This window comes from Sporosarcina sp. NPDC096371, from assembly GCF_044762865.1.
GTDB lineage: Bacteria > Bacillota > Bacilli > Bacillales_A > Planococcaceae > Sporosarcina.
Genome location: NZ_JBIWFE010000001.1, coordinates 708,442 through 721,230, shown reverse-complemented (window position 1 = coordinate 721,230; position 12,789 = coordinate 708,442). Strand labels below are relative to the sequence as shown.

The window sequence follows — 12,789 nt, the reverse complement described above, 5'->3', positions numbered from 1 at the left end:
AAACCTTTTATTTTAAACATGTCAATCATCAAATTTTTATTCTTATGATCATGACCATTACGATTCCGCTAATGATTTTATCCGTCATGATTTATCTTTTCTCAATTGAATCCGCTAAAAATGAATACCAAAACAGCTCGAATCTAATTCTCAACAATTTATCATTCAATTTCGACCAATATTTGCAGAGCATTGAAATCGGAGCCCTTACTGCACAGATGGACGGTCAACTACAAAATGCACTTGAGAATTGGGGGGAAACTGACTCCAAGCAAGACTACATTCAAAGTTTAGAGTACGAGAATGCGATTGAGCACTTTATTAGTTCAATTGAAATGACGATTGAAAATGTCGACAGTGTCCAAATTTATAAAGATGACCGTGTATTTTACTCCACTCTTAAAAAATCCGTCTACGATGTAAGTAACTTAACAAGCGAAGAATGGTATAAACAGACGGTTGCGCAAAAAGGTAAGATCGTCCTATTCGGTACCCATAAACCATTTAATCGGATCAATTCCAATGAATCTGTTATATCAATCGCAAGGGTGATTAATAAAAATGGTTCAAGGAAACCATTAGGCGTTTTACTCATTGATATTCGTCTGGATTCATTGCGTGATATCCTAAATTTATCCGAGAATAGCAATCGTAACTTTGTCATTCTTGATCCGAAAAGCAATGTAATATATGCATCCGCTCTTCATCAAACGGAGTCAACGATGGCCTTCAAACCGGCAATCCAATCAATTCTAAGCGATTTACAAGAGGAGTCTGGAAGCTTTTATGCACCCGTAAGTGGGGTCGATTCATTCTTTAACTTTGTGACTTCTCCGTACTCGGGATGGACAGTTATTCAGTATATAGAAGAACAGCAAATGACTAAACACGCAGAAATGCTTCGTCGAGTCATTTTATGGTTAGCTTTCTGTTCCCTAGGTACCGCTATGTTATTTATGGTCCTTTTATATGTTCGCGTAACTCAGCCCATTATCTTTTTAAGTCAACAAGTGAAATTAATCGGTAAAGGAAAGTTCGATGTGAACTTAACGAGTACTCGTCAGGATGAATTTGGTGGACTCTATCGGGGGATTGGCAAAATGGTGACAGATTTACAGGCTTATATTGAGCGATCCTCTATCTTAAAAGCACAACAACAACTCGCACATTATCGGGCACTAAAGAGTCAAATCAATCCGCACTTTCTGGCAAACGCACTTGAATCAATTCAAATGAAAGCCGTGTTAAATAAGCAACGAGATATAGCAGAAATGATTGGTGTACTTGGACAGTTATTTCGCATCAACATCCAAAGTGGAAAAGAAACAGTCACGTTGCAAGAAGAACTGACCCACATTCGTCTCTATATTCAAGTACAGCAAATTCGATTCGGCGATAAAATTCAGTACACGGAAAACTTAGCGCCTACTAGTGATGCTATGCAACTATTACATTTTTCCCTTCAGCCCCTTGTTGAAAATGGGATTGTTCATGGGTTAGAGCGTAAATATGGATCTGGGATACTTGAGGTTTCCTCTACATTGCTAGGCAAAGATTTGCTAATTCAGGTGCGGGATAACGGGGTTGGTATGGATAATGAGCAGCTTCAGTACTTGCAGAATCGACTGTCAGAGCCTTCCAGTACATTGACTGAAGATCATATCGGTCTCAAAAACGTACACGATCAAATTCGATACTATTTTGGTGATCCGTATGGGATTGAGATTGAAAGTATACAGGGAGAAGGTACAACCGTAACCATACGAATTCCAGCGAGTTCATAAGGCAAATGGAAACCTGTTTTTATTCGACGAAGATACACAAATACCCAACGCAAGACACTAAACAAGAATAAGGAGGAGAAAAAATTGCCTGTCACTTGGTATACTGTATGTATTCTCTCATTATTGCTGCTGGGACTAGCTTTTAGTATCGGTCTATATATGTGGAGTCGTGAGCTTTACTTAAAGCATCGGGTTGGTATTCGAAAGATTTATTACGGTTTTATGGTCATTTCGTTTTTTTCTCTGTGGGTATTTAACTCATCCCCAGTCAGTGAAATGAATGAGTTGATTATCTTAGTGATTGCTATCATCGCCGTTGATTTATTTGTTTTTCAGACGCCGGACATAACTAAATTTATGTCCCAGGAATTTAAACAAGAGGAATTAGTTCAAACCATCAATAAAAATCGGGGTACTTTTATTGAATTAAGTGAGAAGTTGATTAAAGTCAATGAAATAATGCCAAAATCGAATGCCCCTTGGCAAGTTGATGAATTTGATTTTAGTTATGAAAAGTATGAAGAATTCGTTCTATCCTACTTAAAAACCTTCACCTCCACTTTTGAGCTCGACTTGTTTTCCTATTATGTAGAGTCTTCAGCCGAAAGTAGTGTCTTTTTTTCTAATATCCAATGGACTTACGAAAAAATTCGGAGGGATCATAAATTTAGCATCCGTGGTGTTGGCATGAGGAAAAGCCAAGTGATTACTATCCTGGCAGCCGGTGAAAACATTGAGATTATCGGGAATGAATGTACCTATGTACTGTTTCCATACTTCGGCGAGTATTTTAACCTTCTCTTTGTCATATCTTCAAAAAAGGGTGGAGATGTAACTGGCGCAGACGCCTCCCTTTTATTAAACCTACTGTATACTTTTGACATGTGGCTTCTAGCGAATGAAGATAATCTTTTACTAGATAATAGAGATCAACATGAAGTGGGATAATGTCAACAAATATCCAAACGGAGAAAATAGAAATGATCATGGAAATATGCTATACTATAAAAAAGTAAAGGAGCGTGGAAGATATGTCAGTCAAGATGCCTGAAAAAGCGGAAGAAGCGACTAAAAAAACTTCCCCATGCCGTATAATTGTGCCTCCTAGAAATCCAAACAAGCGACCAACAAACATCAATATGGAACGTTCAATCGGACGAATGAAAGCAGAAGACCGCGCCGTCATTCAAAGATCTTTATAAGCAAAAGAGAAGGTGAAAAACATTACCTTCTCTTTTTTAGTTTAATGTATCAACATCTGCATATCCTATGGTTAACAACTGTAAAAGGAGTGTGGATTTACAATGAAGGAAAAATCAACAACAAACTTACTCCCTCCACGAAATCCCAATAAACGACCCTGTATTGCTAAACATATAACATTTGCAGTCCAAAAGGAAAATGAGTACTGGCTACGGTTGCTTACAAAAACAATCTAGGACTACATTCCAAAGCACCACAATCATTTAGGTTTCAGAAAAATAGCGCTCTCCTCTATTCACTTACTCTTTGTCCACCTACATTCAATTTACTGTATGCTGAAAAGCGACTTCCCGTGTTGGAAAGTCGCTTTTACCTATAATGTTACATGCTTTGGCTTTTTCCAAAACAGTGCAATTATCAACCCAATGATTAAGACGATCGTTGCGAAATAGTAAGGGTAATTTAAGTTAATATCAAATAATACACCACCGATGATTGGACCGAAAATATTACCGATACTTGTAAAGCTCGAATTCATGCCACCGACAAATCCTTGCTCATTGCCCGCAATTTTCGATAAATACGATGTAATGGCCGGGCGCATTAAATCGAAACCGATAAACAAAACGAATGTTGTTAATAAAATAGAGAAATAAGAACTTACATAGGTCATCAGCAGCACAAGAATTGCAGAAATCCCTAAACAGTAGCGAATCAGGTTAATTTCGCCCATCAACTTTGCTAAACGGTCAAACAACAAGACTTGCGCAATAGCACCAACAATCCCACTTCCCGTAATGACAATGGCGATATCCTTAGGCGTGAAAGCGAATTTATGGTCGACGAATAAGCTAAAGAGTGACTCAAACGCTGCAAGACCAAATGATGACACAAATATTAAAATGAACGCGATGAAATACATAGGGATGAAAATGCGACGGAGCCCCGTCACTTGCCCTACCGCCGGGGCTTCTTCAGCCACACGTTCAGGTTCTTTTAACAGTATGAATGACAGTATTGCGGCAAACACACCTAATACCCCTGCAGAATAAAACGGTACACGCGTCCCAATCTCGGCTAAAAATCCACCGATCCCTGGTCCGATGATAAAGCCTGTACTAATCGCAGCAGACATATAACCGAGTGCCTTCGATCTTGTGGAGCTCGTTGTGATATCCGCAATAAAGGCCGTCACCGCAGGCATGATAAACGCCGCACTGATTCCACCAAGCATACGCGAGATAAATAACACTTCAACCGTTTTTCCAACTCCAAATAAAAATTCCGAGAAACCAAATATAAATAGACCGAGGACAATCATAATTTTTCGGCCGTATTTATCGGCCCATCGTCCCGCAAACGGCGAGAAGATAAGCTGGGTAATTGCAAATGCTGCCACCATATACCCTACGACTGCACCAGTAATGTTCAACTCGTTCATAATCGTTGGTAACACAGGGATAACGAGTCCAATGCCAAGAAATGCGATAAATAAATTCATAAGTAGGATTGCCAATACGCCTTTTTGATTTTTCATCAATCAATCTCCTCTGGATGCAAGTGTTTGTCCTTCATCTTGTAAGGTTACAAAATCATCATTGCCTTCGCAAATCCTATTTTGGCATGTCCACAACCATTTACCGGGTTGGGGTATTTTTATTGTACTTCATTTCGAATGACATGTATGTAGACAAATCCCTCAGCCTATTTCAGACTGAGGGATTTGGTAAACTTGTCATTAAGATAACTGTTCCTTATTATTCTTCCGTGAAGGGATCATATTAAATAAGATATTCAACACGATCGCGGTTACACTCCCCGCGACAATGCCATTGCTTGTTAAAATTTTCAGACCCGCCGGGAGCAATTCGAAAATTTCAGGTACGACTGTTACACCCAGTCCAAGCCCGATTGAACAAGCAATAATCATCGCATTTTCCTGTGAATCGCCAATGATTTTGCTTAACATTTTAATCCCCTGTGACACAACCATCCCAAACATGGCAAGCATTGCGCCGCCTAAAACGGATGCTGGAATGATAGTGGTTACCGCAGCAATTTTCGGAACGAATCCAAGTGTAATCAGCATGATTCCCGTAATTAAAATGATCTTGCGTGATCTGACACCCGACATTTGAAGCAAGCCGACATTTTGAGAAAATGTTGTATAAGGAAAGGCATTGAAAATCCCACCTAGCAAGACGGCAATTCCTTCTGCGCGATACCCCTTTTCAAGATCTTCCTTCTTAATATCTCGCTCACAAATATCGCCTAGTGCAAAGTACACACCCGTCGATTCAACCAGTGACACCATGGCGACCAAACACATCGTCAAGATGGCGGACCATTCAAACGTGGGTAGACCGAAATAAAACGGCTCTACCATATGAAAATAAGACGCTTCACGAACAGCTGTGAAGTCCACCATTCCCATAAATGTCGCTGCAACAGTCCCTGCAACCAACCCAAGTAAGATGGAAATAGCACGCATGAAGCCCGTAGAAAATTTATAGACCAAAATGATAAATAGCAATGTACCGAATGATAGCGCCACATTCGCCATCGATCCAAAATCACTCGCATCTGGTCCCCCACCCATATTGGTAACGGCTACGGGAATTAATGTAATCCCAATGATTGTCACGACAGAACCTGTAACAACTGGAGGGAAAAAGCGGACAAGCTTACCGAAGAATCGACTGACCACGATGACGAATAGTCCTGACACGATGATCGCACCGTAAATAGCAGGAATACCGAATTCGCCGCCAATTGCGATCATCGGCCCCACCGCCGTAAACGAACAGCCTAGGACGACAGGCAGCCCGATACCAAAGAAACGATTGTTCATGATTTGTAAAATCGTTGCAACTCCACACATTAAAATATCGATGGAAACAAGATACGTCAATTGTGTAGGAGTTAGGCCAAGTTTTCCTCCCACAATTAGCGGTACGAGGACTGCCCCCGCATACATCGCTAACACATGCTGAAAACCAAGCGCCGTTGCTTTAATCGGGCCATTCACTTAAGATTTTCCTCCTCAGCAAATGTCACTTCACCGTTTTCAAGTGAAGCAACAATTGCCAACGACTCCACACGGATACCACGATCACGAATAAGTGCGCCACCTGGCTGGAATCCCTTTTCAATAACGATACCGACACCTGCTAACTTGGCATCTGCCTGCTCAAGGATGTCAAGTAAGCCAAGAACCGCTTGTCCATTCGCTAGGAAATCATCGATAAGTAGGACTGTATCTTTATTTGTTATAAAATCTTTCGAAACAGAAATCTCATTCGTTTCTTTTTTCGTAAATGAATGCACGCTTGCCGTATATAAATGATCAATTAATGTTAATGACTTACGTTTTCTTGCGAAGACGACGGGAACACCTAATATAAGTCCTGCCATCATTGCAGGTGCAATACCGGACGATTCGAGCGTAAGAATTTTAGTAATTCCGGCTTCTTTGAATCGTGTTGCAAACTCCTCACCGATTGCCTGCATTAATGGTGGGTCAATTTGGTGATTTAAAAATGTATCTACCTTCAATACTTGATCCGATAATACTTTACCATCTTGAACGATTTTCTCTTGTAGCAACTTCATGTTGTTATTCCTCCCTGTCGTTTTCACGGTCAAAGGGATAATGATTAAAAAAATAAGCCCAATGACCGTGCATCCATTCATACCATGAGTGGAGCAATGTCATTCGAGCTTATTGTCGAATGGAAAAGAAAAGGAGATCCCCCCCCTTCAATCCGTTGCTGCCCATAGTCGATTTGTTTACGGCAAATCGGTAGAAACTTGCAGGCCATATCCCCGCTATTATATGAGTGAATTTTATTAGAATGTTATTAGTATAGCATGTTTCGACAGCTTCAAAAGTTAAAAAATGATTCCTTCAATTCAATGAATATTCATGTCGAAATCGTTATGTTACTATAGATAAATTGAATATATTTTGGAGGCTTTCTAATGACGAACCAACCTACAACTAGAAAATTAAGATTCACACGCAATACTTGGTTCCTCCTGATTGGTATCGTGTTTATAGCTACGACGCTGCGCTCACCATTAACAGCTGTTGGACCACTCATTTCTTCTATTAGAGATAGCTTAGGCATTTCGAATGTCTTGGCAGGATTCTTAACAACCATTCCCCTGTTGGCATTTGCCATTATTTCACCGTTTGCGCCGAAGCTAGCGCGACGCTTCGGATTGGAAATCACCTTATTTTGTTCGCTTATTTTATTGACAGCAGGCATTGTCATTCGTTCGCTAGGTACAACACCTACTCTTCTGATTGGAACGTTTCTTCTTGGACTTGCTATCGCCTTTGGGAATGTATTATTGCCCAGTTTGATCAAACTCAGTTTCCCACTGCAAATCGGACTGATGACGGGCATTTATTCGGTATCGATGAATTTATCGGCTTCTATTTCAGTAGGTGTCAGTGTTCCACTGGCTCATAGCGCATCATTCGGTTGGCAAGGCGCACTGGGTATGTGGGCGCTATTAGCATTCATCGCTTTGTTGGTTTGGTTTCCGCAATTGAAACATAAACGCTTGGCAGCCGTGCCTACTGCAACAACGGTAAAACTTCCTTTATGGCGCTCACCGTTAGCATGGAGTATCACCTTGTTCATGGGCTTCCAATCTATGCTCTTTTATACAACTTCCGCATGGCTACCTGAAGTATTGAAAGCACAAGGATTTAGCGCAGACAATGCTGGCTGGCTTGTCTCCCTTATGCAATTTTCTCAGTTGCCGATTACCTTTATCATCCCCATCATTGCTGGAAAAGTGAAGGACCAGCGTATGATTGTAGGAGGTGTCACTGGATTATATATCATCGGATATGGAGGCGTTCTATTGAACATGACTTCTCTCGCGGCGTTATGGATGATCCTAATTGGACTGGCAGGTGGCGCAGCATTCGGACTGGCCATGATGTTCTTTACTTTACGCACGCAAACACCGCAGGAAGCCGCCAACTTATCAGGCATGGCTCAATCTTTCGGCTACGCACTCGCCGCTATTGGACCCGTGTTGTTCGGTTTACTGCATGATTTTACAGCCAGTTGGACAATTCCGATGTTCATTTTCATAGTGGCAACTATCGTTGTCTTACTGTCCGGGTTGCAGGCAGGGAAAAATGTGTTTGTATTGGATGAAAAGAGGCGCTAATTTGCCCCTTGAAAACTTAGTTTGATTTCCATTATAAAAATAACCAAATGAAAAAGCTTCCGATTCCCTCGGAAGCTTTTCTTGTGCTCATTCAGTTATCGGCATAACTAGTTCGTATTCTTTATGCCACTTGTTCCATTCATCCGCTCGGGAATGGATTGGCTTACCATCAAGCAGTGACTCAATCACATTTAGACAAACATGCCAACCTGTTAAATCTTTAATGGCTTGGTCAGTAATCGCGTTAAAGTTCTTTTGAAAAATTACTAGACAACCCACTTGCTTTGGATGTAGCTCAAATCGAACAACGTCCCCAAACCAATCGAATTCTAAAATTGCCTGTTCGGCGTATGCTAGGATTTCTAGTTTTTCAAACCGTCCCTCCGACATGTCGAACTCCATGAATCCCCCTTTACGCAGTTCCCCAACACGCAACTCTTGAAACCATTTTTCCAATTCCTTATTATCCGTCAGCATTGCCCAAACATTCATTACTGGATGTTTGATAGTTCGCTCAATACGTGCGATGTATCCTTGTTCAAGTTGTTTAATTTCAGCAAGCATTCGATCACTCCTTCGCCAGATTCAATTGCCAAGTAACTCCGAATTTATCGCCAACCCAGCCGAACTTTTCACTGACGGGTGTTGGTGACAATGGCATAAGGACTTGACCACCTTCAGAAAGTGTTATAAAGAGTCCATCAATCTCTTCCGAAGTATCACAGGTAACAAACAGTGAGATGGCAGGTGTAAATTCATGGCTTATAGCGCTATCGATACACATAAATGTCTGGCCTTTGATAGTAAAAGTCGCATGCATAACGGTACCGTCCGACTGGTGGAGTACGCGATTAATTTCTGAGTCAGCAAATACCGATGTGTAAAACTTCATCGCCTCCTCAGCTTTTCCTTCGAACATAAGAAATGTTGTGATTTTTTGGTTCACAGCTATTCCTCCTATAATTGAATTTCTAAGACAATTGGACAATGATCACTGCCCATAATATGAGGATGAATCGCTGCATCTTTTAGTAAAGGTTTAAGCCTTTCTGATGCAATGAAATAATCAATGCGCCAGCCAATATTCCGCTCTCTCACCTTATTCATATACGACCACCATGTATAAGCATCTCCTTGATTGGGATGAAAATGCCGGAACGTGTCGACAAATCCTTCCGCTAAGAGTGCCGTCATTTTTCCGCGTTCTTCATCCGTAAACCCTGAGTTACCGATATTCGATTTGACATTACGAATATCAATCTCTTCATGAGCAACATTCAAATCGCCACATAAAATCACAGGCTTATGCTGATCGAGCTCCTTCAAGTACGCCCGGATGTCTTCTTCCCATTCTAAACGAAAAGGCAATCGTGCCAAGTCACGCTGAGCGTTTGGTACGTAAACATTCACCAAGTAAAATCGCTCGAACTCCAATGTGAGAATCCGTCCTTCAGCTTCCTCATCCGCATCCCCTACTCCGTATTTCACTGACAGAGGTTGTTGTTTCGTAAATACCGCCGTCCCTGAATAACCTTTTTTCTCGGCATAGTTCCAGTACTGATGATATCCATCCAGTTGCAAATCGATTTGCCCTTCTTGTAACTTTGTCTCCTGCACACAGAAAATGTCTGTGTTTACTTCATGAAAGTAATCTAAAAAACCTTTTCGCACACAAGCCCGTAAGCCGTTGACATTCCATGATATTAACTTCAATTTACGACGACTCCTCCACTATCCAATACCTACAGATTACCAAACAATTAGATGTCAAACAACAAATCAGGAAGGGTCTTTGCTCCCCGTTAATGTATTATAAATGACTATTTTTTTCATTTGGACGGAGTAAAGCACAAGGGGAAAATCATTATGTTCTATCAAAAAAAATGTGATGATTTTATTCTCTGATACTTGACGGTATTCACAAATTATCTTTAAAAAATAAAAAAATAGATTGTAAAAAGGTCTACCTGTGATTTATATTGGAACTTATGATTTTTTTAAGTACATTCAAAAATCGTAACCTTCATTCAATACATCATATAAAACAGAAGAGGAGTAGAATGATGAAAACGTATCTGTATCCTTTGTTGGTCGTTATAGCTGCAAGTAGTTATGGTGTCGTTTCGACTATTATAAAATTAGCAATGAGTCATGGTTTCTCGGCTGCTGAAGCCGTTACGAGCCAGTTCTTTTTTGGTTTTTGTATCGCGGTATGTATTTTCATCGCTACAAACAGAACAAAGTTAAGTTTGAACGGCATTAAGCCTCTACTCTTTGCGGGAGTTCTTACGGGATTGACAAATATAGTTTACGGTCATTCTTTGAACTATTTGCCTGCTTCTTTGGCTGTTGTACTTCTGTTCCAATTTACGTGGATAGGCGTGGTGATTTCTTGTATAACAAAACGCCAATTTCCAAGCCGAGTTGAATCGATTTCTTTACTCATATTGATTATTGGTACCATACCAGCCGCTGGTTTAATAGACGTTGATGTATCCAAAATCCCTTTTCAAGGATGGCTTTGGGGACTGGCAGCTGCTCTTTGTTACTCCCTATTTTTATTTGCTAACGGTAGGGCCGCTGCAAATATGACTACCACGAATCGCTTAGTATTGGTTTCTTTCTTTGCTTTTTTGATGTCAGTTGTTTTTCAGTCACCAGAAGTGATTTGGAATGGAACCTTATTTAACGAAGGCCTTTGGGTTTATGGTTTGTTATTAGGATTATTCGGGATGATTATCCCCGTTTTTCTATTCACGATTGCAGTACCTAAAGTTGGATTAGGTATGTCTTCCATATTGAGTTCCATTGAATTGCCAATTGCGGTGTTGGTTTCAGTCATATTGTTAAGTGAGACTGTATCTACTTTACAAATTGTCGGTATCGTAATCATTATTCTTGGAATGGGCTTACCTATATTGCTAAATCGAAATGGATTATTATCTAAAAAGAAAAATGCATAAAATAAATTAGAAAAATGCCCCCTCCGAGAAAATAAGGAGGATGGGGCATTTTTTTTTGATTAGGATCAACTTTGGGGTTGAATACTACAAGCAGTTCGATTCACAATTGCTGTATTTAAAGGAGTTTCAAGAACGAAATCATTTCTCAATGTCACTGATCTTGTAAGTACCCATAGATGTAGATAATAAAAACCGCAGTCCGTCTTCATTTTATTACCAGTTGAAATGCTATCAAAACCATTGACAATCAAGCATGAAAGCGTATACTTAAACTTATGTTTGAGATATAAACAAAAATAATAAATTTTCACACAACTAATGCAAACGCTTACGAGGGGGATTCACTTGAACTTTATTTTCTTACTAACAGGAGTTTTTCTTGTTTTCGGTATTGCCTTTTTAGTTAGTAATGATAGGAAAAACATAAAATATAAACGCATTCTAATCATGTTAGCTGTGCAAATACTGTTAGTATACGCCATGATGAATACGAATATAGGTCTTACTGTTATTACCAAAGTAGGCGTGTTTTTTGAAAACTTACTGGCGATCGCCGATGCGGGAATTCAATTTGTATTTGGCGGCATGGTGAATGAAGGTGCAACAACGTTTTTCTTTGTAGCGTTATTACCACTTGTCTTCATGGCCGTTTTAATCGGAATACTGAACTACATAAAGGTACTACCCTTCATCATAAAATATTTGGGTTTATTGTTAAGTAAAGTCACAGGAATGGGTAAACTTGAAAGCTATTTTGCTGTATCAACATCTGTACTCGGACAGCCAGAAGTGTTCTTAACAATTTCCAAGCAAATCCCATATCTCTCACAAAAAAGACTTTACACCATCTGTACCTCAGCAATGAGTGCAATCAGTATGGCGATGGTTGGGGCTTATATGACGATGCTGGAGCCAAAATATGTTGTAACGGCTGTCGTGTTAAATATATTTAGCGCACTTATCGTTGCAAACATTATCAACCCATATGATGTAGACGAAAAAGACGATTTAGTGCAAATCGAAAAAAATGAACGCGTTCCTTTCTTCCAAATGATTGGTGACAGTATTATGGATGGATTTAAAATTGTGATCGTTGTCGCTGCTATGCTATTAGGGTTTATCGCCTTGATGGAATTGATTAACGTGATTTTCCAAAGCGCATTTCACATTTCCTTCCAAACAGTTATTGGTCATATTTTTGCACCAGTCGCCTTCTTAATGGGGGTTCCGTGGACAGAAGCTGTACAAGCAGGTGGAATTATGGCTACAAAACTGATAACCAATGAATTTGTAGCTATGTTGAAATTTGGTACAGTTTCAGGTGAGCTTTCCGAAAAAACGATTGCTATTGTTTCCGTTTATTTAGTCAGTTTTGCCAACTTTGGAACGATAGGTATTGTGTCTGGTTCGATCAAATCGATCAGCGAGAAACAAGGTAATTATGTTTCGAAGTTTGCTTTAAAACTGTTATTGGGGGCAACGCTTGCTTCGGTCATTTCAGGTACAATCATGGGCATTATTTTTTAACTTGCTTATTGATGTTAAGTTTGAACTTACAAAAACGTCGGCGGCCACATTGGCTTGCCGACGTTTTGTTTATCTTATTGCTGTTCCCCGTAAAATCCACTTCACTAAAAATTTGATTG

12 protein-coding genes and 1 riboswitch are annotated in these 12,789 nt (G+C 40.0%); of the genes, 6 read left to right on the top strand and 6 right to left on the bottom strand.

Annotation, left to right across the window (positions count from 1 at the left end; genetic code table 11):
• Window positions 1–44: 44 nt before the first annotated feature.
• The 3 genes from ACIQ0H_RS03300 (at window position 45) to ACIQ0H_RS03290 (ending at window position 2,986) form a co-directional block, all read left to right on the top strand.
• The gene (locus ACIQ0H_RS03300; protein WP_403410864.1) at window positions 45–1,784 is read left to right on the top strand and encodes a sensor histidine kinase; all 1,740 of its coding nucleotides are present in this window, start codon (window positions 45–47) and stop codon (window positions 1,782–1,784) included.
• Between the two features lie 84 nt (window positions 1,785–1,868).
• A complete protein-coding gene (locus ACIQ0H_RS03295) occupies window positions 1,869–2,732 on the top strand; it encodes a type II toxin-antitoxin system SpoIISA family toxin (RefSeq protein WP_403410861.1) in 864 nt (287 codons plus the stop codon).
• Between the two features lie 83 nt (window positions 2,733–2,815).
• A complete protein-coding gene (locus tag ACIQ0H_RS03290; protein ID WP_403410858.1) occupies window positions 2,816–2,986 on the top strand; it encodes a hypothetical protein in 171 nt (56 codons plus the stop codon).
• A 374-nt stretch (window positions 2,987–3,360) separates the two neighbouring features.
• On the opposite strand, the gene norA is transcribed toward ACIQ0H_RS03290, so the two are convergent.
• The 3 genes from norA to ACIQ0H_RS03275 all read right to left on the bottom strand — a co-directional run bounded on the left by norA (window position 3,361) and on the right by ACIQ0H_RS03275 (window position 6,599).
• Window positions 3,361–4,524, bottom strand: a complete 1,164-nt coding sequence (norA, locus tag ACIQ0H_RS03285; RefSeq protein ID WP_403410855.1) for a multidrug efflux MFS transporter NorA — start codon at window positions 4,522–4,524, stop codon at window positions 3,361–3,363.
• 201 nt (window positions 4,525–4,725) lie between these two features.
• Complete coding sequence (locus tag ACIQ0H_RS03280; protein WP_403412340.1) at window positions 4,726–6,003, bottom strand: nucleobase:cation symporter-2 family protein; 1,278 nt, start codon at window positions 6,001–6,003, stop codon at window positions 4,726–4,728.
• Window positions 6,004–6,011: 8 nt separating this feature from the next.
• On the bottom strand, window positions 6,012–6,599 hold the full coding sequence (locus tag ACIQ0H_RS03275; protein ID WP_403410852.1) for a xanthine phosphoribosyltransferase: 588 nt from the start codon (window positions 6,597–6,599) through the stop codon (window positions 6,012–6,014).
• A 145-nt stretch (window positions 6,600–6,744) separates the two neighbouring features.
• Window positions 6,745–6,846, bottom strand: a riboswitch (purine riboswitch).
• A 122-nt stretch (window positions 6,847–6,968) separates the two neighbouring features.
• Between ACIQ0H_RS03275 and ACIQ0H_RS03270 the strand changes: the two genes are divergently transcribed.
• Entirely contained in the window at window positions 6,969–8,180 is a 1,212-nt protein-coding gene (locus ACIQ0H_RS03270) for a CynX/NimT family MFS transporter (protein ID WP_403410849.1), read from the top strand.
• Between the two features lie 87 nt (window positions 8,181–8,267).
• On the opposite strand, the gene ACIQ0H_RS03265 is transcribed toward ACIQ0H_RS03270, so the two are convergent.
• The 3 genes from ACIQ0H_RS03265 to ACIQ0H_RS03255 are packed head-to-tail and all read right to left on the bottom strand — an operon-like array spanning window position 8,268 to window position 9,893.
• Window positions 8,268–8,744 carry an SRPBCC domain-containing protein gene (locus ACIQ0H_RS03265; protein WP_403410846.1) on the bottom strand — a complete coding sequence of 159 codons (477 nt, stop codon included), beginning with the start codon at window positions 8,742–8,744 and terminating at the stop codon, window positions 8,268–8,270.
• Between the two features lie 4 nt (window positions 8,745–8,748).
• Entirely contained in the window at window positions 8,749–9,126 is a 378-nt protein-coding gene (locus tag ACIQ0H_RS03260) for a VOC family protein (protein WP_403410843.1), read from the bottom strand.
• 11 nt (window positions 9,127–9,137) lie between these two features.
• Window positions 9,138–9,893 (bottom strand): exodeoxyribonuclease III, encoded by a 756-nt coding sequence (locus ACIQ0H_RS03255; RefSeq protein ID WP_403410841.1) that lies wholly within the window; start codon window positions 9,891–9,893, stop codon window positions 9,138–9,140.
• Between the two features lie 347 nt (window positions 9,894–10,240).
• Between ACIQ0H_RS03255 and ACIQ0H_RS03250 the strand changes: the two genes are divergently transcribed.
• Both ACIQ0H_RS03250 and ACIQ0H_RS03245 read left to right on the top strand, forming a co-directional pair.
• Complete coding sequence (locus ACIQ0H_RS03250) at window positions 10,241–11,143, top strand: EamA family transporter (RefSeq protein WP_403410836.1); 903 nt, start codon at window positions 10,241–10,243, stop codon at window positions 11,141–11,143.
• A gap of 345 nt (window positions 11,144–11,488) precedes the next feature.
• Complete coding sequence (locus ACIQ0H_RS03245; protein ID WP_403410833.1) at window positions 11,489–12,670, top strand: NupC/NupG family nucleoside CNT transporter; 1,182 nt, start codon at window positions 11,489–11,491, stop codon at window positions 12,668–12,670.
• The last annotated feature ends 119 nt before the right edge of the window (window positions 12,671–12,789 follow it).